This is a genomic window from Streptomyces sp. V3I8 (assembly GCF_030817535.1).
Lineage (GTDB): Bacteria > Actinomycetota > Actinomycetes > Streptomycetales > Streptomycetaceae > Streptomyces.
Map to the genome: position 1 here is coordinate 4,953,829 of NZ_JAUSZL010000002.1, position 26,905 is coordinate 4,980,733.

Annotated in this window: 29 protein-coding genes; 23 read left to right on the forward strand and 6 right to left on the reverse strand. The window is 72.2% G+C overall.

Annotated features, from left to right (window positions below):
* Positions 1-41: 41 nt before the first annotated feature.
* The 5 genes from QFZ75_RS22015 to ccsB all read left to right on the forward strand — a co-directional run bounded on the left by QFZ75_RS22015 (position 42) and on the right by ccsB (position 5,858).
* Positions 42-1,385, forward strand: a complete 1,344-nt coding sequence (locus QFZ75_RS22015; RefSeq protein WP_307539419.1) for a hypothetical protein — start codon at positions 42-44, stop codon at positions 1,383-1,385.
* A gap of 78 nt (positions 1,386-1,463) precedes the next feature.
* Positions 1,464-2,087 carry a TlpA disulfide reductase family protein gene (locus QFZ75_RS22020; protein WP_307539420.1) on the forward strand — a complete coding sequence of 208 codons (624 nt, stop codon included), beginning with the start codon at positions 1,464-1,466 and terminating at the stop codon, positions 2,085-2,087.
* 4 nt (positions 2,088-2,091) lie between these two features.
* Positions 2,092-2,862 (forward strand): cytochrome c biogenesis CcdA family protein, encoded by a 771-nt coding sequence (locus tag QFZ75_RS22025; protein ID WP_307539422.1) that lies wholly within the window; start codon positions 2,092-2,094, stop codon positions 2,860-2,862.
* 3 nt (positions 2,863-2,865) lie between these two features.
* Entirely contained in the window at positions 2,866-4,722 is a 1,857-nt protein-coding gene (locus tag QFZ75_RS22030) for a cytochrome c biogenesis protein ResB (protein ID WP_373465918.1), read from the forward strand.
* Positions 4,719-5,858 (forward strand): c-type cytochrome biogenesis protein CcsB, encoded by a 1,140-nt coding sequence (gene ccsB, locus QFZ75_RS22035; protein WP_307539424.1) that lies wholly within the window; start codon positions 4,719-4,721, stop codon positions 5,856-5,858. Before QFZ75_RS22030 ends, ccsB begins: the two co-directional genes overlap by 4 nt.
* A 50-nt stretch (positions 5,859-5,908) precedes the next feature.
* On the opposite strand, the gene QFZ75_RS22040 is transcribed toward ccsB, so the two are convergent.
* Complete coding sequence (locus QFZ75_RS22040; RefSeq protein WP_307539426.1) at positions 5,909-8,053, reverse strand: hypothetical protein; 2,145 nt, start codon at positions 8,051-8,053, stop codon at positions 5,909-5,911.
* 521 nt (positions 8,054-8,574) lie between these two features.
* Between QFZ75_RS22040 and QFZ75_RS22045 the strand changes: the two genes are divergently transcribed.
* The 5 genes from QFZ75_RS22045 (at position 8,575) to QFZ75_RS22065 (ending at position 11,110) form a co-directional block, all read left to right on the forward strand.
* A complete protein-coding gene (locus QFZ75_RS22045) occupies positions 8,575-8,931 on the forward strand; it encodes a sortase-dependent protein (protein ID WP_307539427.1) in 357 nt (118 codons plus the stop codon).
* On the forward strand, positions 8,928-9,602 hold the full coding sequence (locus QFZ75_RS22050) for a class F sortase (RefSeq protein ID WP_307539429.1): 675 nt from the start codon (positions 8,928-8,930) through the stop codon (positions 9,600-9,602). Before QFZ75_RS22045 ends, QFZ75_RS22050 begins: the two co-directional genes overlap by 4 nt.
* A 165-nt stretch (positions 9,603-9,767) precedes the next feature.
* On the forward strand, positions 9,768-10,259 hold the full coding sequence (locus tag QFZ75_RS22055; protein ID WP_307539431.1) for an RNA polymerase sigma factor: 492 nt from the start codon (positions 9,768-9,770) through the stop codon (positions 10,257-10,259).
* Positions 10,243-10,728: a hypothetical protein gene (locus QFZ75_RS22060; RefSeq protein ID WP_307539433.1), complete on the forward strand. Its 486-nt coding sequence runs from the start codon at positions 10,243-10,245 to the stop codon at positions 10,726-10,728. The genes QFZ75_RS22055 and QFZ75_RS22060 overlap by 17 nt, the downstream gene beginning before the upstream one ends.
* 145 nt (positions 10,729-10,873) lie before the next feature.
* Complete coding sequence (locus QFZ75_RS22065) at positions 10,874-11,110, forward strand: hypothetical protein (RefSeq protein ID WP_307539435.1); 237 nt, start codon at positions 10,874-10,876, stop codon at positions 11,108-11,110.
* A gap of 1 nt (position 11,111) precedes the next feature.
* Here QFZ75_RS22065 and QFZ75_RS22070 read toward each other — a convergent pair whose 3' ends face one another.
* Entirely contained in the window at positions 11,112-11,471 is a 360-nt protein-coding gene (locus QFZ75_RS22070) for a PLD nuclease N-terminal domain-containing protein (protein ID WP_307539437.1), read from the reverse strand.
* A gap of 129 nt (positions 11,472-11,600) precedes the next feature.
* On the opposite strand from QFZ75_RS22070, the gene QFZ75_RS22075 reads away from it, so the two are divergent.
* Positions 11,601-13,061 (forward strand): menaquinone biosynthesis decarboxylase, encoded by a 1,461-nt coding sequence (locus QFZ75_RS22075; protein ID WP_307539439.1) that lies wholly within the window; start codon positions 11,601-11,603, stop codon positions 13,059-13,061.
* On the forward strand, positions 13,058-13,978 hold the full coding sequence (gene mqnP, locus QFZ75_RS22080) for a menaquinone biosynthesis prenyltransferase MqnP (protein ID WP_307539440.1): 921 nt from the start codon (positions 13,058-13,060) through the stop codon (positions 13,976-13,978). Before QFZ75_RS22075 ends, mqnP begins: the two co-directional genes overlap by 4 nt.
* 19 nt (positions 13,979-13,997) lie before the next feature.
* Here mqnP and QFZ75_RS22085 read toward each other — a convergent pair whose 3' ends face one another.
* Positions 13,998-14,273 carry a GntR family transcriptional regulator gene (locus QFZ75_RS22085; protein WP_307544680.1) on the reverse strand — a complete coding sequence of 92 codons (276 nt, stop codon included), beginning with the start codon at positions 14,271-14,273 and terminating at the stop codon, positions 13,998-14,000.
* 152 nt (positions 14,274-14,425) lie between these two features.
* On the opposite strand from QFZ75_RS22085, the gene QFZ75_RS22090 reads away from it, so the two are divergent.
* The 5 genes from QFZ75_RS22090 to mqnE all read left to right on the forward strand — a co-directional run bounded on the left by QFZ75_RS22090 (position 14,426) and on the right by mqnE (position 17,524).
* On the forward strand, positions 14,426-14,689 hold the full coding sequence (locus QFZ75_RS22090; RefSeq protein ID WP_307539444.1) for a hypothetical protein: 264 nt from the start codon (positions 14,426-14,428) through the stop codon (positions 14,687-14,689).
* Positions 14,686-14,865 (forward strand): hypothetical protein, encoded by a 180-nt coding sequence (locus tag QFZ75_RS22095; protein WP_307539446.1) that lies wholly within the window; start codon positions 14,686-14,688, stop codon positions 14,863-14,865. Before QFZ75_RS22090 ends, QFZ75_RS22095 begins: the two co-directional genes overlap by 4 nt.
* 156 nt (positions 14,866-15,021) lie before the next feature.
* Positions 15,022-15,708: a UbiX family flavin prenyltransferase gene (locus QFZ75_RS22100; RefSeq protein ID WP_307539448.1), complete on the forward strand. Its 687-nt coding sequence runs from the start codon at positions 15,022-15,024 to the stop codon at positions 15,706-15,708.
* Positions 15,709-15,808: 100 nt separating this feature from the next.
* A complete protein-coding gene (locus tag QFZ75_RS22105; protein ID WP_307539450.1) occupies positions 15,809-16,264 on the forward strand; it encodes an Lrp/AsnC family transcriptional regulator in 456 nt (151 codons plus the stop codon).
* A gap of 96 nt (positions 16,265-16,360) precedes the next feature.
* Positions 16,361-17,524, forward strand: a complete 1,164-nt coding sequence (gene mqnE / locus QFZ75_RS22110; RefSeq protein WP_307539451.1) for an aminofutalosine synthase MqnE — start codon at positions 16,361-16,363, stop codon at positions 17,522-17,524.
* A 93-nt stretch (positions 17,525-17,617) separates the two neighbouring features.
* Here mqnE and QFZ75_RS22115 read toward each other — a convergent pair whose 3' ends face one another.
* Positions 17,618-18,202 carry a TetR/AcrR family transcriptional regulator gene (locus tag QFZ75_RS22115; RefSeq protein ID WP_307539454.1) on the reverse strand — a complete coding sequence of 195 codons (585 nt, stop codon included), beginning with the start codon at positions 18,200-18,202 and terminating at the stop codon, positions 17,618-17,620.
* A gap of 121 nt (positions 18,203-18,323) precedes the next feature.
* On the opposite strand from QFZ75_RS22115, the gene QFZ75_RS22120 reads away from it, so the two are divergent.
* The 4 genes from QFZ75_RS22120 to QFZ75_RS22135 all read left to right on the forward strand — a co-directional run bounded on the left by QFZ75_RS22120 (position 18,324) and on the right by QFZ75_RS22135 (position 20,865).
* Positions 18,324-18,896 carry a hypothetical protein gene (locus tag QFZ75_RS22120; RefSeq protein ID WP_373465919.1) on the forward strand — a complete coding sequence of 191 codons (573 nt, stop codon included), beginning with the start codon at positions 18,324-18,326 and terminating at the stop codon, positions 18,894-18,896.
* Positions 18,897-18,951: 55 nt separating this feature from the next.
* The gene (locus tag QFZ75_RS22125; RefSeq protein ID WP_307539455.1) at positions 18,952-19,485 is read left to right on the forward strand and encodes a GNAT family N-acetyltransferase; all 534 of its coding nucleotides are present in this window, start codon (positions 18,952-18,954) and stop codon (positions 19,483-19,485) included.
* 142 nt (positions 19,486-19,627) lie between these two features.
* Positions 19,628-19,975, forward strand: a complete 348-nt coding sequence (locus QFZ75_RS22130) for a DUF4229 domain-containing protein (protein ID WP_307539457.1) — start codon at positions 19,628-19,630, stop codon at positions 19,973-19,975.
* A gap of 104 nt (positions 19,976-20,079) precedes the next feature.
* A complete protein-coding gene (locus tag QFZ75_RS22135) occupies positions 20,080-20,865 on the forward strand; it encodes a TetR/AcrR family transcriptional regulator (RefSeq protein ID WP_307539459.1) in 786 nt (261 codons plus the stop codon).
* 21 nt (positions 20,866-20,886) lie between these two features.
* Here the strand turns inward: QFZ75_RS22135 and QFZ75_RS22140 are convergent, their stop codons facing one another.
* Together QFZ75_RS22140 and QFZ75_RS22145 are read right to left on the reverse strand one after the other, a co-directional pair.
* On the reverse strand, positions 20,887-21,762 hold the full coding sequence (locus tag QFZ75_RS22140; protein ID WP_307539460.1) for a MaoC/PaaZ C-terminal domain-containing protein: 876 nt from the start codon (positions 21,760-21,762) through the stop codon (positions 20,887-20,889).
* 190 nt (positions 21,763-21,952) lie between these two features.
* Positions 21,953-23,344, reverse strand: a complete 1,392-nt coding sequence (locus tag QFZ75_RS22145; protein WP_307539462.1) for a 3-oxoacyl-ACP reductase — start codon at positions 23,342-23,344, stop codon at positions 21,953-21,955.
* A gap of 122 nt (positions 23,345-23,466) precedes the next feature.
* Between QFZ75_RS22145 and QFZ75_RS22150 the strand changes: the two genes are divergently transcribed.
* On the forward strand, positions 23,467-24,744 hold the full coding sequence (locus tag QFZ75_RS22150; protein ID WP_307539464.1) for an acetyl-CoA C-acetyltransferase: 1,278 nt from the start codon (positions 23,467-23,469) through the stop codon (positions 24,742-24,744).
* 213 nt (positions 24,745-24,957) lie between these two features.
* Positions 24,958-26,868, forward strand: a complete 1,911-nt coding sequence (locus QFZ75_RS22155) for a long-chain fatty acid--CoA ligase (RefSeq protein WP_307539466.1) — start codon at positions 24,958-24,960, stop codon at positions 26,866-26,868.
* Positions 26,869-26,905: the final 37 nt, after the last annotated feature.

Sequence of the window (26,905 nt, forward strand, 5' to 3'; positions counted from 1 at the left end):
GTCCAGATTGCTTGGGCACGGGCACGACGAATGGGGACGGAATGCGTGACATCGGCCGAAGGGGAATGCTGGGGCTCGGAGTCGGAGCCGCGGCCGCCGTGGGGCTCGCGGGCTGCGGTACCGCTCTGGGGAACCACTCCGACGGTGTCGGCGGTTCCGGGGACTCCGCGGGCGCCGGCGACTCGGGAGGTCACGGCGGTGGACGTCCCGCCCGTCCCCTCGGCGACGGCTCCACCTCCTTCACCGGGAAGCAGCCCAAGCAGCCCGGTAAACCCGTGCCGCTCGAACCGGGCGAGACCCCGCCGCAGTTCGTCGTCTTTTCCTGGGACGGCGCCGGAGACGTCGGCAACGGCCTCTTCGAGCGATTCCTGAAGCTCTCCGAAGAGCACGACGCGCGAATGACGTTCTTCCTCTCCGGTCTCTATCTCCTGCCCGAGTCGAAAAAGCGCAAGTACCTCCCGCCGAACAACGCGCCGGGCGCGTCCGACATCGGTTATCTGACGGACAGCCACATCAAGTCGACGCTGAAGAACCTCCGCCGGGCCTGGCTCGACGGGCACGAGATAGGCACCCACTTCAACGGCCACTTCTGCGGTGGCACCGGCACGGTCGAGAACTGGACGCCGGCCCAGTGGAAGAGCGAGATCGCCCAGGCGAAGGCCTTCGTCAAGGAGTGGCGCACGAACACGGGCTGGAGCGAGGACGAGGTGCCCTCGCTGCCCTTCGACTACGACAAGGAGCTCGTCGGCGGCCGCACCCCGTGCCTGAAGGGCCAGGACAACCTGCTGCCCGCCGCCCGCGAGCTCGGCTGGCGCTACGACGCCTCCTCGCCCGGCGGCACCCAGGTCTGGCCCGGCAAGAAGGAGGGCCTGTGGGACCTGCCGCTGCAGGCGATGCCCTTCCCCGGGCACACCTTCGAGGTCCTCTCGATGGACTACAACATCCTCGCGAACCAGTCGGTCGCCACGACGCAGGCCCCGCCCGCCAACTACCCGGCCTGGCGCAAGCAGGCGACCGAGTCGTACATAGCGGGCTTCACGCGGGCCTACGAGACGAACCGCGCCCCCTTCTTCGTCGGCAACCACTTCGAGGACTGGAACGGCGGCATCTACATGGACGCCGTCGAGGGCGCGCTGAAGCACATCGCCGGCAAGAAGGACGTACGCCTGGTGTCGTTCCGGCAGTTCGTGGACTGGCTCGACGTGCAGGACGAGGCCGTCCTGGAGCAGCTGCGGTCGCTGGACGTGGGGCAGGAGCCCTCCGGCGGCTGGAGCACCTTCCTCGGTGAGGTCACCACGAACTCCGGGAGCGGCTCCGGCTCCGGTTCCAGCTCCGGTTCCGGCTCCGGCCGGGGTGGCACGGGGAACCCGGCGAAGGCTGCCTGAAACGCGGTCCTGCCCGCCGTTCCGTCCCCGCGAGGGGGGTGCGCAAGATCCCCGGAACGGACATGCGAAACTTTTCACATGAGTGCCGCCAGCCGCGCCCCACGGCGCACGAACCGGACCCGTAGCCGCGCCGCCGCGCTGACCGGCGCAGCCGTCGCCGCGGCGCTGCTCCTGTCCGCGTGCGGATCCGGGGGCCGGTCCGGCGGGTCGGGCGACACCGGCTTCGTGACCGGCTCCGACGGCATCGCCACGGTCGAGCGGGGCAGCCGCGCGCAGGCCCCCGAGCTGTCCGGGAAGACCATCGACGGCAAGCAGCTCGACGTCGCCGACTACCAGGGCAAGGTCGTCGTCCTGAACGTCTGGGGCTCCTGGTGCGGCCCCTGCCGCCTGGAGGCCAAGAACTTCGTCAAGGTCTCCGAGGACCTGAAGGACCAAGGTGTGCAGTTCGTCGGCATCAACACCCGCGACACCAGCACCACCCCGGCGATCGCCTTCGAGAAGGCCCACGGCGTCGAGTACCCGAGCCTGTACGACCCCACGGGCAAGCTGATGCTCCGCTTCGAGAAGGGCACGCTCAACCCGCAGACGATCCCCTCCACGCTCGTGCTCGACCGGGACGGGAAGGTCGCCTCCCGGTCGCTGGCCGCGCTCAGCGAGGACAGCCTGCGCAAGATGCTCAAGCCGATCCTCGCGGAGAAGTGACCTCGTGTCCCTCCTCGTGGCCGCCGCCGGCACCGGCACCAACCAGACCGTCCTCACCGGGGCGCTCGTCCTCGCCATCCCGATCGCGCTGCTCGGCGGGCTCGTCTCCTTCTTCTCACCGTGCGTCCTGCCGCTCGTGCCCGGTTACCTCTCGTACGTCACCGGGATCAGCGGCACCGACCTGGCCGAGGCGCGCCGCGGCCGGATGGTCGCCGGGGCCTCGCTGTTCGTCCTCGGCTTCACCGCCGTGTTCGTCTCCGGCGGCGCCCTCTTCGGCTACTTCGGCTCCACCCTGCAGGAGCACGCGGGCATCCTGTCCAAGGTGCTGGGCGGGCTCATGATCGTCATGGGCGTGTTCTTCATGGGCATGATGCCCTGGCTCACCCAGCGCGAGTTCCGCTTCCACAAGCGGCCGGTGGCCGGGCTGGTCGGCGCGCCCCTGCTGGGCGCGCTCTTCGGCATCGGCTGGACGCCCTGCATCGGACCGACGCTCGCCTCGGTGCTGGCGCTCTCCTCCGACCAGGCGAGCGCCGGCCGCGGGGCCATACTGACGGTCGCGTACTGCCTCGGTCTGGGCGTGCCCTTCGTCGTCGCCGCGCTCGCCTTCCGCAAGGCGCTCGGTGCCTTCGGGTGGATCAAGCGCCACTACGTGTGGGTCATGCGCATCGGCGGCGGCATGATGATCGCGACCGGTCTGCTCCTGCTGACCGGCGCATGGGACAGCATCGTGCAGGAGATGCAGGGCTGGTCCGACGGCTTCACGGTAGGGGTCTGACGTATGAGCACGACACGGGACACTGACGTGCGAACCGGTGGGGAGAGCGACGGGAGCGACGCCGCGGCGCGGGACGCGGGCGAGCTCGGCGAGGCCGGGTCCCAGCTGTCCACCGCGCCCCGGGAGACGGCGATGCCCGGCTCCTTCGGCGGCGCGCGCACGCCCGGTGTCACCGGATGGCTCGTGTGGACCGGCCGCGAGGCCGTCGGCTGGGTGCGCTGGATCTGGCGGCAGCTGACCTCGATGCGGGTCGCGCTGCTCCTGCTCTTCCTGCTGTCACTGGGCGCGATCCCCGGCTCGCTGATCCCGCAGTCCGGGACCGACGAGACGAAGGTGGCCGACTTCCGGGCCCGGCACACCACGCTCGGCCCGGTCTACGAGAAGCTCGGGCTGTTCCACGTGTACAGCTCCGTGTGGTTCTCCGCGATCTACATCCTGCTCTTCGTCTCGCTCATCGGCTGCATCGTGCCCCGCACCTGGCAGTTCGTCGGCCAGCTGCGCGGCCGCCCGCCGCGCGCGCCGCGCCTGCTGACCCGGCTGCCCGCGTACACGACCTGGCGGACCGAGGCCGGACCCGAGGAGGTCCGGGAGGAGGCGCTGAAGCTCCTGAAGCGGCGGCGCTTCCGGGCGCATGCGGCCGGGGACGCGGTCGCCGCCGAGAAGGGCTACCTCCGTGAGGTCGGCAACCTCGCCTTCCACATCGCGCTGATCGTGATGCTGACCGCCTTCGCCTGGGGCCAGCTCTTCAAGTCCGAGGGCAACAAGCTGGTCGTCGAGGGCGACGGGTTCGCCAACACGCTCACCCAGTACGACGACTTCAAGTCCGGCGCCCTCTTCGACACCGACGACCTGGAGCCGTTCAGCTTCGTCCTGAACGACTTCACCGGTACGTACGAGGCGACGGGACCCAACCGGGGCACCCCGCGCACGTACCAGGCGACCGTCGACTACAGCGAGGGCGCCGACGGCGCCGAGAAGAAGAAGACCATCAAGGTCAACAAGCCGCTGGACATCGACGACTCGAAGGTCTATCTCACCGCCCACGGCTACGCGCCCGTCGTCACCGTCCGCAACGGCGCAGGCGACGTCGTCTACCGCCAGGCCGTGCCGCTGCTGCCGCTCGACTCCAACTCCACCTCGACCGGCGCGATCAAGGTCATGGACGGCTACGAGAACGGCAAGGGCGAGCGGGAGCAGCTCGGCTTCCAGGCGTTCTTCCTGCCGGCGTACGGCGGGGACGGCACCGCGGTGGTCTCGCAGTTCCCCTCGCTGCTGAACCCGGTGCTGAACCTCACCGCGTACCACGGCGACCTCGGCGTCGACGCGGGCCTGCCGCAGAGCGTGTACCAGCTGGAGAAGAAGAACCTGAAGGAGTTCAAGGACTCCAAGGGCAAGCAGTTGCGGGAGAACCTGAAGCCCGGCGAGACCATGCAGCTGCCGAACGGCGCCGGCTCGATCACCTTCGAGAAGGGGATCAAGGAGTGGGCGAACTTCCAGGTCACCCGGCAGCCCGGGGCCGGCTGGGCGCTCGCCGGGGCCTTCGGCGCCATCTTCGGACTGGCTGCCTCCCTCTTCATCCAGCGCCGCCGCGTCTGGGTGCGCGCGGTGACGGGCCCCGACGGTGTCACGGTCGTCGAGATGGCGGGCCTGGGCCGCAGCGAGTCCGCCAAGGTCCCGGAGGAGCTGGGCGTCCTGGCCGGCCACCTCTACGACCTGGCACCCGGCGCACCCGACAGCCCGGACCCCGACCCGGACCCCGGCCCCGACCCGGGCTCCGATCCGGACCCGGGCCCGGACGCCGAGAACGAGACCACCCCCGAACCTCCCGCCGCACCTGCCGAAGGGGCTGAGACGAAGTGACGCTCGCCGCCGCAACCGACCTCGCCGCCGCGACCGATCTGGCTGCCGCGACCAACGAGAACCTCGCGAACCTCAGCAACACGCTGATCTACTCCGCGATGGCCGTCTACACGCTGGCCTTCTTCGCGTACATCGCCGAATGGCTCCTCGGCAGCCGCAGCAAGGTCGGCCGCACGGCCGCCGCGCTGACCGCCGACAAGGACGCCACGGGGGCCAAGGGCGCCAAGAAGGCGGCGGGCCCCGCGGTCACCGTGCAGAACGCGGGCGGCACCGCCGTGCTGGAACGGCCCAAGGTCGTCACCCGGGCCGCGGCCGGCGCCCGCGACGTGCCGGACGGGCCCGGCGCGCACGGCGGGGACGAGCAGGGCGACCTCTACGGTCGGATCGCGGTCTCCCTCACCGCGCTCGCCTTCCTCATCGCGTTCGGTGGCGTGCTCACCCGCGCCCTGTCGGTGCAGCGGGCGCCGTGGGGCAACATGTACGAGTTCAACATCACCTTCTCCACCGTCGCCGTCGGCGTGTACCTGGCGCTGCTCGCGATGAAGAAGGACGTCCGCTGGATGGGCCTCTTCCTGACGACGACGGTCCTCCTGGACCTCGGTCTGGCCGTCACGGTCCTCTACACCGCCAGCGACCAGCTGGTGCCCGCCCTGCACTCGTACTGGCTGTACATCCACGTCTCCACGGCGATCTTCTGCGGCGCGGTCTTCTACGTGGGCGCGGTCGGCACGATCCTGTACCTCTTCAAGGACAGCTACGAGAACAAGCTCGCGACCGGCGGAAAGCCCGGCCGGTTCGCGACCTCCGTGCTGGAGCGGCTGCCCGCCTCGGCCTCGCTCGACAAGTTCTCGTACCGCGTGAACGCCGCCGTCTTCCCGCTGTGGACGTTCACGATCATCGCCGGCGCGATCTGGGCGGGCGACGCGTGGGGCCGCTACTGGGGCTGGGACCCCAAGGAGACCTGGTCCTTCATCACCTGGGTCGCCTACGCCACGTACCTGCACGCCCGTGCCACGGCCGGCTGGAAGGGCCGCAAGGCCGCGTACATCGCGCTCATCGCCTTCGCCTGCTGGCTGTTCAACTACTACGGCGTGAACATCTTCGTCACCGGCAAGCACTCGTACGCCGGCGTCTGACGTCTTTCGTACGTTCCCGCAGGTCCTGGCGGGCCGGCCCCTGCGCGTGGCTAACCCACGCGCAGGGGCCGGCCCGCCAGGGCGTCCTGCGGCCAGTGACGTGAGGCCCGTCGCAGCGGTTCGGCGTCGGCGGGCCGGAGCCTCGACAGGTGCTCCAGCTCGGACCGCAGCCGCTCGGCGACGACCGGGTCGGGCAGCGCCAGCGGGTCGGTCACCTGCCAGACCCCGTACAGGAGCCGGCGCACCCGCAGGTGCAGCGCGGTGTCCACGCCGTCCGGCGGCCGGGGGCCGGTGCCGACGCGGCCGAGCGCGACCGGCGGCCGGTCATCGGCGACGGCGGCGGGGACGGCCTCGGGCACGGTGACCGCTTCGGACACGGCGGTGGGGTGGTACGGGGCCGAGGCGAGGAAGGCCAGCGCCGACAGCCACTGCGCGGGGGCCGAGCGGTGGAAGGCGTCGCGCAGGTGGGTGACCGCCGGCTCGGTGGCGCCGAGGGCGAGTTCGTGGTGCAGCCGGTACAGGACGCGCCGCGCCCCGTCGTCCGCGCTCCCGCGGTCGTCCGGAGCGGCCTCGGTGCCCGGGGCGTCCGTGTAGTGGGCGACGAGTGTGCGGTGGGCGGCCCGCCAGGCGGTGTGGTCCGGGTCCCCGCGGTACAGCTCCAGCAGGAGCAGGGCCCGCAGGAACGGGTCGCCGACGAACCGGCCGGGCACCGTGGGCAGTCCCTCCTCGGCGAGGCGTGCCTCCAGGGCGAGGACCCCCGCCGTGCCGAAGTCGCCGGGCAGCAGCGCCGAGGCCAGCGCGCACGCCGACGCGCGGTCGTGCGCCACGGCCAGCAGCGCCGCCGCGTCCCGGCACCCGTCCGGCACGAGACGGTCCAGGAGCTCGCGGCAGGCGGCGCGGTCGCCGTCGCCCCGGCCGAGGTCCGCGGTGAGCAGGTCGCCGGGGGTGACGGCGCCGCGGGGCAGGTTCCGGCGGGCCGACTCGGCGAGCAGCGCGGTGCCGAGCGGGTTGCCCGCGGTCAGCCGGTGGGCGGCGCGCGGCAGCCGGGACGGTACGGCCAGACCCCGGCAGGCCGTCTCGACGACCCGCGCGCAGTCGTCGGGGGACAGCGGCGGCAGCGGCACCAGCAGCGCCCGGGAGGAGGCCGTGCCGCCGGGCTCCCAGCCGCTCGCGCGGGCCAGCCCGGACAGGGTGCCGCGGGCCGCGTTGCGCAGCGCCGGATGGCCGTGGCCGCGCAGCCCGGCGAAGAACGCCACCCGGTCGGCGACGCCGGCGGCCCGGTCGCGCAGCACCGCACCGATCAGCCCGGTCCCCGGAGCGGTCTGCGCGTTGTCGACGAGGACCACCGGACGCCCGGGCCGGTTCGCGCGCGGCAGCGCACCGCCGTACGCGTCGTCGAGGTCGGCCAGCAGGGCCCGTACGAGATGGCCCTCGGCGTGGGCGCGCGGGTCGCCGCCCGCCCTGAAGTGGCCCGAGAGCAGCAGGAGTCCGAGCTTGGGGCTGCCCCCGGCGTTCGGGTGGTCGCGGTACCAGGTGGCGGCCTTGCGCAGCCGGCGGTGCGTGGGGGAGACCCCCTCGGAGAACGCCTCCAGGGCGGCCTCGACGACCGGCTCGACCACCGGCCCCGTACCGGACGGCGAGCCGGTGAGGGGGCCGGTGAGAGGGTCGGTCAGCCGGGCGGACACCCGGCCGATCCAGCGGCGCGTGTGTCCGCCGGCCCACGAACCGGTGTCGTTCAGCAGCAGGATGCGCTCGGCCTCCCGGCGGACGCGGGGCACGTCCCGGTCGTTCCAGCCGCCCGCCGCCACGGCCAGCAGGCCCGTCGCGAGGCGGGGGAACGGAATCCGTCCCGCGTCGGCCACGGGCTCCGCGAGCTGCTCGGCGATCGTCACCAGCGCCTGCGACAGCGGCGACCAGGACTCCTGCGGGCGCCCGGCGGGACACCGCGCGAACCGGTCCTCCTCGCAGTCGATCAGCGCGACGGGCGTGTGCCCCTCGTACGCGGCCCGCAGCTCGGCCAGCACGGCGCTCCTGCCGAGCCCGCGGGCGCCGGCGAACACCACGAAGGGCAGATCCCTCGGGTGCTCGTACGGACTGGTCCCGTGCTGGAACGGACGCAGACCGACGAGCCGTGCGGCGAGGCCCGGCGGTTCCGTGTCGAACAACGCGCCTCGGCCGTACAGCCCTGTGCGCACCGCTTCTCCCCCTGGGGCCCGTGGGTCCGGTTCTCGTACTGAGGTGAGGTGTATCAACCGCGGGGCGGCCAGGGGGCGTTGCTTCGGGATGGATCGCGGAGTGTCCTCCGGCTTCCGCAAATGTCGGTCCCGCCGACGGAGTCCGACCGTGCACGGAGCGGTCCGGGGGCGCCCGCCACGGTCCACGCGCCCGGATCCCCGGCCCGCGCGCCCGACAGCACGATCAGACCGTCCACCACCTGCCCCCCCCCGGAAGGCGGGCCGCGACGGTTGCCAGGCCGTCGCCTCGTCAGGCAGCGATCGGTGGCCGGCCACCGGTGGCCGGCCACCGGCGGTTGGCGGTTGGCGACGTGTGCGGTGGCGACGCGTGCGGTAGGGGCGCGTGCGGCGGGGGCGCGGAACTTTGCCATCCCTTTACAACCTGTGCCACCGCTGCCTCGTCTCTCCGCTCGATCCATGACGCAGTCGCCCGCCGCCCGTCACGTCCTCGTGCGGGCGGACCGATGAGAGGGAGCATCCACATGCGCCGAACTGTCCTCAGTGCCCTGGCACTCGCCTGCACCGCCGTGCTGGCGGGCACCGTGCCCGCGTTCGCCGACGGGCCGTCCCCGACTCCCGTCCCCGCCACCAAGGCCCCGAGCGCCGCACCGGCCGAGACCGACCCCTCCACGGGGAGCAAGCCCCCGGGCACCGCGCCGACCGAGGCACCGGGCAAGAGCGAGGTCTCCGCCGTTCCGAGCGGGGCGCCCGACACCGGTGTGGCGTCCACCGGCTCCGACGGCGACGGCGGCCTGATCGGCGGGGGCGCCGCCGCGGTGTTCGCGATGGGCGGCGCGGCCGTCTACGTCGTACGCCGCCGTCGGGCGACCGGGGCATGACCCTGCCCTCCAGGCGCGCCTTCGTCACCGCGGCCGTGGCCACCCTGCTGGTGGGCGGCTGCGGCGGGGGAGGGGGCGACGACGGGGCCGCCGGAACCGGCGGGGCCGGTGCCGCCCGCAAGGAGAGCGCGCCGGGGTCCTCGGGGTCCTCGGGGACTTCGGGGTCCTCCCCGGACGCCTCGCGGGGCGCCGGGAAGGCGGTGCGCGCCCTCGGGCGTTCGGTGCCCGTCGGGCTGAGCATCCCGGCCATCCAGGTCGACACCCCGGTCATGCGGCTGGGACTGGCCCCGGACGGCACCGCCGAGGTGCCTCCGGTCGAGGCCGACGACCGGGCGGGCTGGTACCGGCACTCGCCGACACCCGGCCAGGTCGGCCCGTCGGTGATCCTCGGTCACGTCACGGTCGGCGCGTACGGGGACGGCGTCTTCCGCCGGCTCGCACAACTGCGACGGGGCGACCGGATCGTGGCGCGCCTGGAGAACGGCACCTCGGCGTCCTTCGCCGTCACCGGCGTACGGACCGTCGCGCAGGCGGACTTCCCGACGGACGACGTCTACGGGGACGTGGGCCGGCCCGAACTGCGGCTCATCACCTGCGGGGGACCGCGCAGCGGTGACGGCTACCGCGACAGCGTGATCGTGTTCGCGGCGCTGAGCGCGGGCGGTTCCTGACCTGCCCCGGTCCTGTCCCCGGTCCTGTCCCCTGTCCCGCCCGGGTTCCGAAAGTCCCGCAAGCTCCGTAAGTTCCGGGGATTCCGGGAGTCCCGTGACTTCCGGGAGTTCCGGAAGCCACGGGAGTTCTGCGAGTCCCATGAACGTGTCACGACCAGGAGAGCGTTGAAACGGTCCCGCGAGGAGGCAGCGTCCGAGCTGTTCGCTGCCCTCTACCCGCGTCTCGCCGGCTGGTGCCGCCGCCTGGTCGACGACGACGGGACGGCCCACGAGATCGCCTCGGAGGCGTTCACCCGGCTCTGGGCGCGCTGGACCTCCGTGGCGGAGCCGCGCGGTTTCCTCTACGTCACCGCCGCCAACCTCGTCCGGGACCACTGGCGCAAGCTGGAGCGCGAACGCAGGGCGGTGCGCCGGGCGACGGCCGAGGCCGCCGTCCGCCCGGACACCGAACAGGCCGACCCCTCGGTACGCCTGCTCGTGCAGTCGCTGCCCGAGCGGCTGCGCGTGCCGATCCTGCTGCACTACTACGCTGACATGCCGATCAGGGAGGTGTCCGTGCTCACCGGGCGCAAGGAAGGGACCGTCAAGGCCGATCTCCACGCGGCCCGAGAACTGCTCCGCGCCCATCTGAGGAGAAGCCTTGATCACACACTCTGAGGACGGCCCGGACTTCGACCCCGACGACCCCCTCGCCGTCATCCTGCGGCCCGGCACCGACCACCTCGGCCCGCCGCCCGGCCGGTACGAGGCCATCCGCCGCGGCGCGGCCCGCCGACGGCTGCTCCGGGCGGCGGCCGGGGCCGGTCTGCTGTGTGCCGTCACCGCCCTCGTGGCGCTGCCGGTCCGCCTGGCGGCACCGGACCGGCCCGTGTCCCCGGTGGTGCCCCTCGCCCCGCCGCCCGCGACCGGCTCCCCGTCCGCGCCGGCCCTGCCGCCGACCCCTTCGCCGTCGCCGACACCGACACGGGCGCCGTCGCCGGTACCGGATCCCGCGGACTCCCGGCCTCCCGAGACGTCCCCGACGGCGGTCCCCGGTACGGGGTCGAAGCCGCCGGCGACCGCGCCCGGCGTGGCACCGTCGAAGGCGTCCACGGAGGCACCGGCCGAGGCCGCCACCCCCCGGTGACACGGACGTGGCCCCATGGCCGTGGTGGGGTCAGCCACACCACGGGCCGGGTGGGCCGCTTCATGGTGGCGGGGGCCGGACGGCGGGATGGTTGCACCGGACGTTCCGAGAGGTGCACGGCCTCTCCACCCGGAAGGAAACCGCGATGGACATCACGACCGCCCCCGTCACCGTCATCGTCACCGCCCCTGTCACGGCCACCGCTGCTGCCGCCCCGCTCGTCGCCGTGACCCCGGAGAGCGAGCTCACGCCGCTGCTGGCCGCCTGGGACCACGCGCACCGCGCGGCCACCGACGATCCCGAGTGGCGCCACCTGCTGGACGAGATGGCCCACCCGCGCACCACGCAGGCCTTCTACCGCCTGGCCGCGGCCGGAAGCTGATTCAGGCGGCGTCCCCGGGACCCTCGCCGCTGTCGTCCTTGCCGTCCTTGCTGTCCCTGTCGCCTTTCCCGCCCTTGTCCTTGCCCCTGCCGTCGCCGTCCTCCTTGAGGGACTTGAGGAAGTCGGGGTTGTCGTCGGGGGCGACCCAGCCGCCCCGCCGGGCCTGGGACGAGCCGCCCGGGGTGCGGACGCGGCCGACGATCAGCCAGGAGATCGAGCCGACGAGCGGGAAGAGCAGGACGAGGATCGCCCAGATCGGCTTCGGGATGTGGCGGACGTCCTTCTCATCGGTGGTGATGCAGTCGATGAAGGCGTAGATGCTGAGTGCCAGCGGCACCAGGATCATCAGCACCCGAAGCATGCGGCGTTCCTCTGCTGTGGAAGTAGGTGCGGGAGTACGTGCGCAAGCGCGTGGGAAAGCACGTGGGGGCGTGCACCTGAACGGCCCCCCTTACAGAGCCAGCGTAGCGAGTAGCCGATACTGGGACGCATGGCTTACGACGATCTTCGCTCCCTGCTCCGGGCGCTGGAGCGCGAGGGCGACCTCCAGCGCATCAAGGCCGAGGTGGACCCGTACCTGGAGGTCGGGGAGATCGTCGACCGCGTACAGAAGGCGGGCGGTCCCGCGCTGCTCTTCGAGAACGTCCGCGGATCGGCGATGCCGCTCGCGATGAACGTCTTCGGCACGGACCGCCGCCTGCTCAAGGCGCTCGGACTGAAGTCGTACGCGGACATCAGCGACAAGATCGGCGGGCTGCTCAGGCCCGAGCTGCCGCAGGGCTTCGTCGGGGTGCGCGAGGCCTTCGGGAAGCTCGGCGCCATGACCCACGTACCGCCGAGGAAGGTGAAGTCGGACAACGCCCCCGTCCAGGAGGTGGTGCTCCGCGGCGACGACGTCGACCTGGACGCCCTGCCCGCGCTGTTCACCTGGCCGCAGGACGGCGGGTCCTTCTTCAACCTCGGGCTGACCCACACCAAGGACCCCGAGTCCGGCGTCCGCAACCTCGGCCTCTACCGCCTGCAGCGCCACGACAAGCGCACCATCGGCATGCACTGGCAGATCCACAAGGACAGCCGCAACCACTACCAGGTGGCGGCGCGCAGGGGCGAGCGGCTGCCGGTCGCGATCGCCTTCGGCTGCCCGCCGGCCGTGACGTACGCCTCCACCGCGCCCCTGCCCGGTGACATCGACGAGTACCTCTTCGCCGGCTTCCTGCAGGGCAAGCGGATCGAGATGGTCGACTGCAAGACGGTGCCGCTCCAGGTGCCGGCGCAGGCCGAGGTCGTCATCGAGGGCTGGCTGGAGCCGGGCGAGATGCTCCCCGAGGGCCCCTTCGGCGACCACACCGGCTTCTACACCCCGCAGGAGCCCTTCCCGGCGCTCACCATCGACTGCGTGACGATGCGCAGGCGCCCGCTGCTCCAGTCGATCGTGGTCGGCCGCCCGCCGACGGAGGACGGCCCGCTCGGCCGTGCGACGGAACGCTTCTTCCTCCCGCTCCTCAAGATCATCGTGCCGGACATCGTGGACTACCACCTCCCCGAGGCGGGCGGCTTCCACAACTGCGCGATCGTCGCGATCGACAAGAAGTACCCGAAGCACGCGCAGAAGGTCATGCACGCCGTGTGGGGCGCCCACATGATGTCCCTGACCAAGCTGATCGTGGTCGTCGACGCCGACTGCGACGTCCACGACCTGCACGAGGTCGCGTGGCGCGCGCTGGGCAACACCGACTACGCACGCGACCTGAGCATCGTGGAGGGGCCGGTCGACCACCTCGACCACGCCTCGTACCAGCAGTTCTGGGGCGGCAAGGCGGGCATCGACGCCACCCGGAAGTGGCCCGAGGAGGGCTACACCCGGGACGGCGGCTGGCCCGAGATGGTCCTCTCGGACCCGGATACGGCGGCGAAGGTCGACCGCCGCTGGAAGGAGTACGGACTCTCGTGAGCAGCGCATCGGCGGCGATCCCGCAGCCCCAGCCCCAGCCGCAGCCGGGACGGACCAAGGCGTTCCTGCGCCTGGTGATGATCGAGCACTCCGTCTTCGCGCTGCCGTTCGCCTACATCGCCGCGCTGACGGCGATGTTCGAGCTGGACGGGAACATCCACTGGGGCCGGCTGCTGCTCGTCACCGTCGCGATGGTCGGGCTGCGCACCTTCGCGATGGCCGCGAACCGGATCATCGACCGGGAGATCGACGCCCGCAATCCGCGTACGGCCCACCGCGAGCTGGTCACCGGCGCGATGTCGGTGAAGCACGCGTGGACGGGCGCGCTGGTCGCCCTGGTGGTCTTCCTGGGCGCGGCAGCGCTCCTGAACCCCCTGTGCCTGGCCCTCGCGCCCGTCGCGGTGATCCCGATGGTGGTCTACCCGTACGGCAAGCGGTTCACGAACTTCCCGCAGGCCATCCTCGGTCTCGCCCAGGCCATGGGCCCGATCGGCGGCTGGCTGGCGATCACCGGCGAGTGGTCCTGGGACGCCGTGATCCTCGGCCTGGCCGTCGGCGTCTGGATCGGCGGCTTCGACCTGATCTACGCCTGCCAGGACGTGGAGACGGACCGCGAGGTCGGCGTGAAGTCGGTCCCGGCCCGCTTCGGCATCCCGGCCGCGGTCTGGGGGGCCCGTGCCTGCCACGCGGTCACGACCGCGCTCTTCGTCTGGTTCGCGCTGGCCACGGACGCGGGTGTCTTCTTCTGGCTGGGCCTGGTGATCGTGGCGGCGGCGTTCCTGTACGAGCACACGATCGTCCGCCCGACCGACCTGACCCGCCTGAACCGGGCCTTCTTCCAGGTCAACGGCTTCATCGGCATAGCCCTGTTCGTCTGCGCGCTGCTGGACCTGCTGGTACGGGGGCTGACGGTCTAGCCGCCGCCCCCGCTACGGCTCAGCCCGCGTCGACGTCGTCGGCGCGGGCCTTTTTGATGAGGGCGGGGGCGTCGGGGGAGACGAAGGAGCCCATGCCGATCTCGGTGTAGACCAGGCCCTCCTTCTTCAGGCCCACGTTCACCTTGGCCGCGGTGGCCGTGGCGATGCCGAACTCCGCCACGATCGCCTGCACCGAAGGCACGCGGCTGCGCGGCGGATAGGTGCCGTCTTCGATACGGCTGCGGATCACGGCTGCCACCTGGCGCCACCTGGGTACGTCCGGCTCGAACTCCATCACTCACCCATAGTGTTCTAGGTATGCCACGGTAATCGATCTCTAGTTCCCCCTAGAACCCTGTAGATTTCTTGCGCTATGTTGGACGACAAAGCCCCGGCGGCGATTGCACTCGCCCCGGGGCACGGCACCAGCTTCGAAGGAGCTGACGCATGTCCGACCTTATCCCCGCCCTGATTCCCTGGCTGAGTTTTCAGCTCGCCGCCCTCGGTCTGCTGCTGTCGCTGGCGCGGACCATGGAGCCCGCGACCGGCGGTGGCAGGCACCGCAAGGGGGACGCGGTACCGAACCGGGTCCGCATCCCACGGCGCGGCGCACGCGGAGCCGAGGTCCCGCTCGACGGGAACGCGTCCCGCCTCGTGCGGCCCTACCTGCCGAAGGAGTTCTGCCTGACCCGTGAGGCGGAGGCGGCATGAGCGCGACGGGTGACGACGTGGTCGAGGCCACCCATCTGGAGATGGCGGCCGTACTGCTCGGCCACGCCCGTGAACTGGCCGGCGAGGCGGGCCCCGCCGAACTGCGCCACTTGGTGGCGGAGCTGACACAGGCGCTCCACGACACCCTGCGCATCGCCTCCGGCACGCGGCGGTAGGGCACGCGGGCCCGGCGTCCGGCCCCGCGGCCGGGACGCCGGGCCCTCCGTCCCGCCGCCGTGCGGCCCGGGTCGACGACGGCAGCGAGTTCACCGTCGACCCGAAGGCGCGCCACCGGTCCTGAGTCAGTGCCGTCGCGCCGGTAGGCTCGGGGTGTGAACGCAGGAGAAACACAGCGGCGGCCTTGGATCGTGGGGGTGTCCGGCGCGTCCGGAACCCCGTACGCGGCGGCCGTGCTGCGTGCGCTCCTGGACGCCGGGGAGAGCGTCGACCTGGTCGTCAGCCGTGCCTCGCGGCTCACCCTGCTCGACGAGACCGGGATCAGCTTCCGGGACGCCCACTGGCGCGACGACCTGCGGGAATGGCTGGCCCGGGGAGCCGACGGCAAGACCGGCACCTTCGCCGTGGACGTCGAGGGGCACCTCGACGACGTACGCCACTGGAGTGCGGGGGACCTGGCGGCGGGGCCGTCCTCCGGTTCGTACCCCTGCAAGGGCATGCTCGTCGTGCCCGCCTCCACCGCCTGTGTGGCGGGAGTCGCGCTCGGCCTCTCGAAGGATCTGCTGCAGCGGGCGGCGAGCGTCACCCTCAAGGAAGGCCGCAAGCTGGTCGTCGCCGTCCGGGAGACCCCGCTGAACGGGCAGACCCTGCGGCACCTGGTGACGCTCGACGACGCGGGCGCGACCGTGCTGCCGGCCTCCCCGGCGTTCTACGCGGGGGCCACGCACATCCAGGACCTCGTGGACTTCGTCGCCGGGCGCGTACTGGACGCGGCGGGCGTCCCGCACACGCTCTACCGACGCTGGAAGGGCGAACTCGGCGGCGGCTCCCGCGCCACCTGAGCATCCATCACCCGAGCGCCGCCCACGCACGGCGCACGACAGCAACGCCGCAGTACCCCGTCATCACCCACGAACTCTTCAGCGGAAGGCTATCGATCGCATGGACGCGGTGGACAGGCAGCTCATCCAGGCTCTCAGGGAGAACGGCCGGGCCTCGTACGCGGAGCTGGGACGCCTCGTCGGACTGTCGGGACCCAGTGTCACCGACCGCATCAACCGGCTGGAGGCGGCCGGTGTCATCACCGGCTACCGCGCGACGGTCGACTCGGCCTCGCTCGGCCTCGGCGTCATCGCCCTCATCGGCATCTCGCTCTCCGACGCCGCCGACCACGAGGACGTGGCGCGCCGGATGAAGGACCTGAACGAGATCGAGGACTGCTGGTTCATCGCCGGCGACGACTCCTTCATGCTCAAGGTGCGGGCGTCCGACGTGGACGGCCTGGAGCGGACCATCCGGCGTCTCTCGGGGACCAAGGGCGTCTCCAGGACCCGTACCACCATCGTGCTCTCCACGAAGTGGGAGAACCGGGTGGGCGAACTGCCCGAGGAGGAGTAGCACGGGCGCGGGAGTACGGTTGAGCGGTTGACGCGGATCGGCACAGGCCGCATCGGCACAGGTCACAGGTCACAGGTCACAAGGAGAGGTACACGCATGGACGTCGGGCTCAAGCGCGAGCTGGAGGACAAGGTCCGGGCCGGTGAGCGGCTGACCCGCGAGGACGGCATCGCGCTCTACGAGTCGGACGACCTGGCCTGGCTGGGCGGCCTCGCCCACGAGGTGCGTACCCGCAAGAACGGTGACGTCGTCCACTTCAACGTCAACCGCCACCTCAACATGACGAATGTGTGCACCGCGTCGTGCGCCTACTGCTCGTTCCAGCGCAAGCCGGGCGAGAAGGACGCGTACACGATGCGCATCGAGGAGGCGGTGAAGCTCGCCAAGGCGATGGAGGGCGAGAACCTCACCGAGCTGCACATCGTCAACGGCCTGCACCCGAACCTGCCGTGGCGCTACTACCCGCGGTCGCTCAGCGAGCTGAAGAAGGCCCTGCCGAACGTCTCCCTGAAGGCCTTCACCGCCACCGAGATCCACCACTTCGAGACGATTTCCGGACTCAGCGCCTCCGAGATCCTCGACGAGCTGATCGACGCCGGTCTTGAGTCCCTGACCGGCGGCGGCGCGGAGATCTTCGACTGGGAGGTCCGGCAGCACATCGTCGACCACCGCACCCACTGGGAGGACTGGTCGCGCATCCACCGCCTCGCGCACGAGAAGGGTCTGAAGACCCCGTGCACGATGCTGTACGGCCACATCGAGGAGCCCCGCCACCGGGTCGACCACGTCCTGCGGCTGCGTGAGCTGCAGGACGAGACCGGCGGCTTCCAGGTCTTCATCCCGCTGCGCTACCAGCACGACTTCGTGGACCTGAAGGACGGCAAGGTCCGCAACCGCCTCCAGGCGCGTACGCAGATGGCCACGGGCGCGGAGGCACTGAAGACCTTCGCGGTCTCCCGGCTGCTCTTCGACAACGTGCCGCACGTGAAGGTCTTCTGGGTCATGCACGGCGTCCGGACGGCCCAGCTCGCGCTGCAGCACGGGGCGGACGACATGGACGGGTCGGTCGTCGAGTACAAGATCACGCACGACGCCGACGACTACGGCACGCCGAACAAGCTGACCCGTGAGGACCTGCTCGACCTGATCCGGGACGCCGGGTTCCGGCCGGTGGAGCGGAACACCCGGTACGAGATCATTCGCGAGTACGAGCCCGCGGCGGCGGACCGCCGGGACACTCCGCAGCCGATGCGGCTCTGACCGCGTCGGCTGCATCAGATGGTTCGTCCGCGGGTGCGCGGGGGCTGGTCGCGCAGTTCCCCGCGCCCCCGAAGGCGCCCCTGAAGGCGCTTCTCAGGCGGTGCGGGTGTGGAGGATTCCTTCCACGCCCCGCAGGAAGGTCTCGGAGACCAGGGCCGGGTCGAAGAGGCAGCCCGCCGCCATCGCGCCGTCCCTGAGCATGACGAAGTGCCGGGCGTCCGCGTCCGCGGGCGCGTCGCCGGTCTCCGCCAGCAGTTGTGTGACGGTGTTCAGGAACCACTGCCGATGGGCCAGGACGGCCTGATGGATCGGGTGGGCGGCGTCGTGGTACTCGGCCGCCGCGTTGAGGAAGGCGCAGCCGCGGAACCCGGGGGACCGGATGCCCTCGGTGATGGACCGGGCGACGGCCCGCACCCGCTCGACCGGTGACCGGCCGCTCGCCAGGGCCGCGGCGACCTGCCCGCGGATCCCCTGGTCGGCCAGATCGAGATACGCGAGGACGAGTTCCTCCTTGCCCACGAAGTGCCGGTACAGCGTGGCCCGGGTGACCTGCGCCTCCGTGGTGATCCGGTCGATGCCGACCGAGTGGATCCCCTCCGCGTAGAAGATCCTCGTCGCTGTGTTCAGCAGTCGCGCACGCGCTTCGGACGTACTGACGCTCTCCGGGCTCCTGCTCATGCCCGTCAGCGTACCAAAACAAAGAGGTAGAACGTTCGGTATTGACAGCTGTGCCCGGCTGCCCCTTAGCTGTCATGTGACCGAACGTTCTCCCTCACCTTCCGCCTTGAAAGGCACTCCTGTGAGCAGCTCAGTGGATTCCCGTGTCACCGCCGGCCCCACCGGCGTTCCCGCCGCCCTGCGCAAGCTGTACTTCGTGCGCTTCGCGTTCGCCGCGGTGTGGGCCGCCCTGCTGTTCGCGACCGCCGACACCCTGGGGCCGGTGAGCGTGACGCTGCTGGTGGTCTATCCGCTGTTCGACGTGGCGGCCGCGGTCGTCGACGTCCGGTCCGCCAGGACGAACGGCGGTACGGCCCCGGCGCTGCTCGTGAACATCGCGATCAGCTCGCTCACGGTCGTCGCCCTGGCCGTCGCCGCCACCTCCGGCATCCCCGCCGTGCTGCGGGTCTGGGGGATCTGGGCCGTCGCCGCGGGAGTCGTCCAGCTCATCGCGGGCGCCCTCCGCCGGAAGCTGGGCGGGCAGTGGCCGATGATCGCCAGCGGCGCCGTCTCCACTCTCGCCGGCACGTCCTTCTTCGCCTCGGCCGGCGGCGACGACGCCTCGCTGACGAACCTCGCCGGCTACGCCTTCCTCGGAGGCGTCTTCTTCCTCGTCTCCGCGCTCCGGCTCGGCCGCGTCCGCGACGGGGCGTGACCCCGTCCCCGGCAGCCACTTGAGTCCCGGCCGGGGTAATACGTAATCTGGCCGCATGGCCCTTACGTTCGAGCTCGACCCTTCCGTTGACTTCGCCCTGCGGGACGGCATCACCGCCCTCTGGGCAGACGTGTCCAACGCGGGCGGCTCCGTCGGCTTCGTACCCCCGGTCTCCGCCGAGGCGGTCCGCCCGGAGCTCGTCAAGCACTTCATCGCGATGGCGGAGGACCGCACCCGTCTCCTCATAGGCCGCGACGAGGACGGGACCGTCGCGGCCACCGCCTTCCTCACCCGCAACACCCACCGCCTGATGACGCACTGGCTGTGGCTCTACACGGTGATGGTCCATCCCAGGCACCAGGGCAAGGGCTACGGCCGCGACCTCCTCGCGGCCGCCGCCGACGCAGCCCGGGGCCTCGACGGCATCGAGGCGATACGCCTGACCTGCCGGGGCGGCGAAGGCCTGGAGCGTTTCTACGGCTCGTGCGGTTACAAGGAGGTCGGCCGCGTGCCGGACGCGATCAGGGTCGCGCCGGGTGACGACCGGGACGACATCACGATGCTGCTGTCCCTGGGCCGGGTCGACTGAGGCACCCGCCCGGTTCCGGCCCAGGTGCCCTGGCCCCGGCACCCGGTCCCCGCTCCGGCACCCCCCTACAAGATCGCGGCCCGCGCGTGCTTCACTGGACGGTGCCCTTTGGGAACGTTCGGAACGGGAAGAGTGGATTGAGATGTTCCGCTACACACTGATGCGCCTCGGTATCTTCGTGGGCTGCCTCGTGGTCGTCTGGGGCCTCGTCCACTCCGGCGTCGCCCCCCGGGGCCTCGGCGACTCGAACGGCATGTGGATCGTCATGCTCGCCCTGGTCGTCTCCGCGCCCATCAGCTTCGTCGTCCTGCGCAAGGAGCGCGACCGCGCCTCGGCGCAGATCGTCCGGCGCGTCGACCGCGTCAAGTCCAACCTCGAGGCCAACCGCAGCCAGGAGGACGGGACCGTGGACGAGACGGCGGACCGGACCGCGGACCAGGCGTCCAGGGCGCAGGGCGAGGTCCCGCAGACCCAGGGCCAGACCTCCTGAAGACCGCCGCGCACCGCGCCCCGGACTCCCCGAGGACGGCCGGGTGCCGCAGGCGCCGCACCTCGGCCCCGGCGTGAGCGCCCGCAGAACATACCCTTTCCCGTATGGGTGCAGCGAAGAGCAAACGGATGCCCCGTGCCGTGCGCGAGCAGCAGATGCTGGACGCCGCCGTACGGACCTTCGGGCAACGGGGCTACCGTGCCGCGTCGATGGACGAGATCGCCGATCTGGCGGGCGTGTCCAAGCCGTTGGTCTACCTGTACCTGAACAGCAAGGAAGACCTCTTCACCGCGTGCATCCGGCGTGAGGCCGCCGCCCTGACCGCGGCGGTACGCGCCGGAGTCCGCCCGGACCTCCCCGCCGACCGCCAACTCTGGGAAGGGCTGCGGGCGTTCTTCACCCACACCGCGCAGAACCCGGACGGCTGGGCGGTGCTGCACCTCCAGGCGCGTACGCACGGGGAGCCGTTCGCCGCCGAGATCACCTCGATGCGCGAGGAGATCGTGGCCTTCGTCACCCAGCTGATCGTGGTCGCGGCGCGGGAGGCCCACCGGGACCCGTCGCTGGCCGAGCGGGAGGTCGCGGGCCTCGCGGAAGCCCTGGTCGGCGCCGCCGAATCGCTCGCCGCCTGGGCGAACACCACCCCCGGTGTCTCCGCCCGGCAGGCCGCCGCGACCCTGATGAACTTCGCCTGGGCGGGGCTGGGCGACCTGATGGAGGGGCACCCCTGGACGGAGACCCCGGAGACCCCGGAGACCCCGGAGACCCCGGAGACCCCGGAGACCCCGGAGACCCCGGAGACCCCGGAGACCCCGGAGACCCCGGAGACCCCGGAGGTCCCGGAAGCCGTGACGGTTCCGGAAGGTGCGGGGGCGGCGCCCCGCGCCTGAGGGCCGGCGGCACGGTCCTGGTCAGTGCAGCGGCAGTACCTCTCCCGTCAGGTGCGGCCGCCCGCCGGGTCCGCGCAGTTCGAAACGGCTCCCCTCCGCCCCGTACGACACCGTCCCGGGCAGCAGCACCGGTGCCTTGAACTCCGCCCGCAGCACGGCCTCCTGCGGCGCCCCGTGCTCGGCGAGGCAGCGCGCCACGGTCCACATGCCGTGCGCGACGGCCCGCGGGAAGCCGAACAGCCGGGCGGTGAGACGGTGCAGGTGGATCGGGTTGCGGTCGCCGGAAGCGGCCGCGTACCGGCGCCCGACGCCCTCGGCGAGATGCCACTCGGCAAGGACGGGCAGAGGTTCGTGTTCCGCCCTGGCACCCTGCCCGCCCTCCGTCGTCGTGCGGTGCCGTGCCAGGTACGTGCTGCGCGACTCCCACACGAGTCCCCCGCCGGCCCGTACCTCGGTGACGACGGCGGCCTCGGTGCCGCGCCGGTGCGGGACCAGGTCGTCGACGTACACCGTGAGTTCGTAGGTGCCGGTCGTCGTGAGGGGGCCGCGCCGTGTGATCCCGAGGGACGTGTGGACCAGCCCGAGCAGCGGCAGCGGGAACGCGTGCCCGCTCATCAGCCGCATGGCCGCCGGAAAGCCGAGCACGTGCGGATAGGTGAGGGGCAGTTCATCGGCCCCCACCCCGAACCCGCACGCCCGCTCGTACGCGGCGAGCCGCCCCAGGTCGACCCGTACACCGGGCAGGACCAGCCGGGTCCGGGGTGCGGTGACTTCGGCCCGGGGCCGCTTGAACGGCGAGAGCAGCGCCCCCCGGACCAGCAGCGGCCAGAGGGCCGGCGAGCGGGTGAGAGTACGGGTACGGGCATGGCCGGGCACGGCATCCGTAAGGTCGTCCATCGCTGTGCTTCCTCCTAGGCCCCGGTCAGGGGCGGCATGGGGACACGGCCGCCTGCGGGCCGGTGGGGGCCGGTCGCGCAGTTCCCCGCGCCCCGGGTACCCAGGGCCGGTGGGGAACTGCGCGCTCAGCCACGACGCACCCGCGCCCTCACACGGGCCCGCAAGCAATGTCGGCGCCCCGGCGGAGCGCTCACGCTCCGAGCAGGCTCTGCCCGCACACCCGCACGACCTGCCCATTGACCGCCCCCGACCCCGGACTCGCGAACCACGCCGTCGTCTCGGCGACATCCACCGGCAGCCCGCCCTGCGCCAGCGAGTTCATCCGCCGCCCCGCCTCACGGATGAACAGCGGCACCGCGGCCGTCATCCTCGTCTCGATGAAACCGGGCGCGACGGCGTTCACCGTCACCCCGTACTCCGACAGCGCCCGCGGCCCGAGGGACCGTACGAGCCCGACGATCCCCGCCTTCGACGCGGCGTAGTTCGTCTGGCCGGCGTTCCCCGCGATCCCGGCGATGGACGCGGTCGCCACGACGCGGCCGCCCGCCCGGAGCGTGCCACCGGTCAGCAGCGCGTCGGTCGTGCGCAGCACACTCGCGAGGTTGACGTCGAGCACCGGACTCCAGCGCTCGGCGGGCATGTTGACCAGCCGCCGGTCCCGGGTGATCCCCGCGTTGTGGACGAGGACGTCCAGACCCTCGGGCAGTGCGTCGGCGATCCGTGCCCCCGCGTCCCGCGCCGTGATGTCCAGCGGCAGGACGGTCCCGCCGAGCCGCTCCGCGACGGCGGCCAGGTCGTCCCCGGCGGCGGGCACGTCCAGGCACACCACCCGGGCGCCGTCCCGCGCCAGCGTCGCGGCGACGGCCGCACCGATCCCGCGTGCGGCCCCGGTGACCAGGGCGGTCCGCCCGGCGAGCGGTCTGCCCCAGTCCTCCGGCGCGCCCGCCTCGCCGTCACCGAGCTCGATCACCTGCCCGCTGACGTACGCCGACCTGGGCGAGAGCAGGAAGCGGAACGTGGACTCGGCGGAACGGGCATCCGCGTCCCCTGTGCGGGGTGCGGGATCCCCTGTGCGTGGTGCGAGCCGTACGAGGTTCACGGTCCTGCCCCGCCCGATCTCCTTGCCGAGCGAGCGTACGAACCCTTCGAGGCCCTGCTGCGCGGCGGCCTGGTGGTGGTCGGCCGGGTCCGGGGCGGTGCCGAGCACCACGATCCGCCCGCTCGCGGCGACCGACCGGACGACGGGGTGCAGGGCCGCGTGCACCTCGGCCAGCGTCTCGACGTCCCGTACACCGGTGGCGTCGAGGACGACGGCGACCGCGCTCTCCGTGCCCGTACCCGTGCCCGGCTCGGTGTCCAGTCCCGACCGGGCCGTCACGAGGTCCAGGTCCAGCCCCCACCGGGCCAGCCGGGGCGCCAGGTCCAGGTCGGACCTGCCCGCGGTCAGATGTAGCAGACGGCCCTGCAGAGTGGGCTGCCCGGGGCTCCACCGCCGCAGCCGCACCGGCTGCGGCAGCCCGAGCCGCCGGGTCAGGAAGCGGCCGGGCGCGGTGCCGGCGAAGCTCAGGTAGCGGTCGGCCATGGTGCGGCTCCCAGCTCGGTCGGATGCGTTCTCGCGCACGCACGGCTCGGTACCCACTCCGTGCTTACTCTGGAGTAAGGTTACCCGAGGTAAGCCTATGTCACGGTGAGGAGCAGGTCGAGATGAGCCCCGTTGAACCCCGGCGCGTCGCGGTCGTCGGCGGTACGCGCATCCCCTTCGCCCGCTCCGACGGCCCGTACGCGACCGCCTCGAACCAGGAGATGCTGACCGCGGCGGTCGACGGCCTCGTGGACCGTTTCGGCCTCGAAGGGCCGGGTGTGGTCGACGAGTTGGTGGCCGGCGCGGTCCTCAAGCACAGCCGCGACTTCAACCTCGCGCGCGAGACGGTGCTCGGCTCGCGGCTCGACGCCCGCACCCCCGCCTACGACATCCAGCAGGCCTGCGGCACCGGTCTGCAGGCCGTCATCGCGGTGGCCAACAAGATCACCCTCGGACAGACCGGGTCGGCCGTCGCGGGCGGCGCGGACACCGCCAGCGACGCCCCGCTCGGCGTCAACGACGAGCTGCGGCGCATCCTGCTGGAGGTCCGGCGCGCCGGGTCGGCGGGCGCCCGCCTCAAGGCGCTCGCCCGGATCCGCCCCGGCCACCTCGTGCCGGAGATCCCGCGCAACGCCGAGCCGCGTACCGGCCTGTCGATGGGCGAGCACGCGGCGGTCACCGCCCGCAGGTGGGGCGTCACCCGCGAGGCGCAGGACGAACTGGCCGCCGCGAGCCACCGACGACTCGCCGCCGCCTACGAACGCGGCTTCTTCGAGGACCTGGTCGTGCCCTTCCGCGGCCTGGCGCGGGACCAGAACCTCCGTCCCGGTTCCACGGTCGGCAAACTGGCCACCTTGAAGCCGGTGTTCGGCGTCGGGGGTCCCGAACCGACCATGACCGCCGGGAATTCGACGCCCCTGACCGACGGCGCGGCGACCGTGCTGCTCGCGAGCGAGGAGTGGGCGTCGCAGCGCGGGCTGACCCCGCTCGCGTACCTGACGGCGTACGGGACGGCGGCCGTCGACTTCGTCGCAGGGGACGTGGCCGGCGGCGAGGACGGTCTGCTGATGGCGCCGGCGTACGCGGTCCCGCGGATGCTGGAGCGTGCCGGCCTGGGCCTCGGCGACTTCGACTTCGTCGAGGTGCACGAGGCGTTCGCGTCCCAGGTGCTCGCCACCCTGGCGGCCTGGGAGGAACGGGGGCTGGGACAGGTGGACCGGGCCCGCCTGAACGTGGCGGGCTCGTCCCTCGCCACCGGCCATCCCTTCGCGGCGACCGGGGCGAGGATCGTGGCGACCCTGGCGAAGCTGCTCGCCGAGCGGGACGCGCCCGGCCGCGGGCTGATCTCGATCTGCGCGGCGGGCGGACAGGGCGTGACGGCGATCCTCGAACGTCCGTGACGCGCACACGATCCCGATCACCGTCCCGATCACCGTCCCGATCACCGCCCCGATCACCGTCCGATGAGGCCGGCGCGTCGGGCGGAAGATGAACAGCCGTCCGGACAGCGCACCAACCTCTCACTCTTCCGCACACAAGCCCCGCACTTTCCCAGGTGAACCCCCCACCTCACGGGTCCGTAATGGGGGGAGCACGAGAGTAAGGAGCCGTCCGTGTCCCGCGATCCCGCAGCCCGACCGCAGCCCAGCCTCCCGGAACCCGAGATCAGGCGGCTGGACGGGGTCGTACGGGAGGTCTCGGTGCCGCCGCTGATCCTGCCCGTCACCCACGGCTCGCTCGCGGACATCCCCTTCGACAACGCCGACCAGGTCCCGGACGACGCGGTGCTCAGCCGCAAGGGCCCGGACGGCCGGTGGCGGGACGTGACGGCGGCCGAGTTCGCCGACCAGGTGCTCGCCGTCGCCAAGGGGCTGATCGCGGAGGGCCTGATGCCGGGCGACCGGCTCGCGATCATGGCCCGTACGACGTACGAGTGGACGCTGCTGGACTTCGCCGCGTGGGCCGCGGGCCTCGTCACCGTCCCCGTCTACCCGACCTCGTCCGTCTTCCAGACGCGCTGGATCCTCCAGGACTCGGGCGCGGTGGCGATCGCCGTCGAGCACGTCTCGCAGGCCGCGGCGCTCGGCCCGGAACGCGACCGGCTGCCCGACGTCCGGCACATGTGGGTCTTCGAGAAGGGGCACACGGACCGCCTCGCCGAGCTGGGCCGGAACATCCCGGACCAGGAGGTCGCCGTACGCCGCGGAGTGCTCGGCCCCGACTCGCTCGCGACGATCATGTACACCTCCGGCACCACCGGGCGCCCCAAGGGCTGCGCGCTGACCCACGGCAACTTCTTCGCCGAGGTCGACAACGCCGTCGAACTGCTCCACCCCGTCTTCAGGTCCACCTTCAAGGAACCGGCGTCCACGCTCCTCTACCTGCCCCTCTCGCACGTCTTCGGCCGGATGGTCGCCGTCGCCTGCATGCGCGCCCGGGTGCGCCTCGGCCACGCGCCGAGCATCCGTACGCAGGAGCTGCTGGCCGACCTCGCGGGCTTCGGCCCGACCTTCCTGCTGGCCATCCCGTACGTGCTGGAGAAGGTCTACAACACCGGCCGCGCCACCGCCGAGAAGATGGGCCGCGCCGCCTCCTTCGACCGGGCCGCCCGGGTGGCCCGCGGCTACGGGGAGGCGCTGGAGGCCCAGCAGCACGGCACCGGCCCGGGCCCGGGCGCGAAACTGCGGGCGGCCCGCGCCCTCTACGACCCGCTCGTCTACCGCCGGGTCCGCGCGGCCCTCGGCGGGAAGGTCCGCCAGGTGATCTGCGGCGGCTCCCCGCTCGGCCGCCGCCTCGCCTCCTTCTACGCGGGCGCCGGCATCCAGGTGTACGAGGGGTACGGCCTCACCGAGTCCACGGCGGCGGCGACCCTCACCTACCCGCACCGGCCCCGCCTCGGCACGGTCGGCTGGCCGCTGCCCGGCACCCGCGTCCGGCTCGCCCAGGACGGCGAGGTGCTGCTGAGCGGCAGCCAGGTGTTCCGCGGCTACTGGGACCCGCAGGCGGGCGGGGTGGTGCCGGCCGCCCGGGACGGCTGGTTCGCCACCGGCGACATCGGCGAGCTGGACGACGACGGCTACCTCACGATCACCGGCCGCAAGAAGGACATCCTGATCACCACCAGCGGCAAGAACATCGCCCCGGCCCCGCTGGAGGACTGGCTGCGCGCCCACCCCCTCGTCAGCCAGTGCGTCGTCGTCGGCGACAACCGCCCGTACGTCTCCGCGCTCATCACCCTGGACGCCGAGGGCATGGCGCACTGGTGCCGCATGACCGGCAGGGGGGAGGTCCCGGTCGCCACCCTGGTCACCGACCCGGAACTCCTGGCCGTGCTGCAGCGGGCGGTCGACGACGCCAACCGCCTCGTCTCCCGTGCCGAATCGATCCGCCGCTTCACCGTCCTGCCCCTGAACTTCACGGAGACGGCGGGCCATCTGACCCCGACGATGAAACTGCGCAGGGCGGTGGTGACCCGGGAGTTCGCCCGGGAGATCGAGGAGATGTACGAAGCGGCGCAGACGTAGGCGCGGGCGTGGGGGCGGGTGTGCGTGTGGGCGTGTG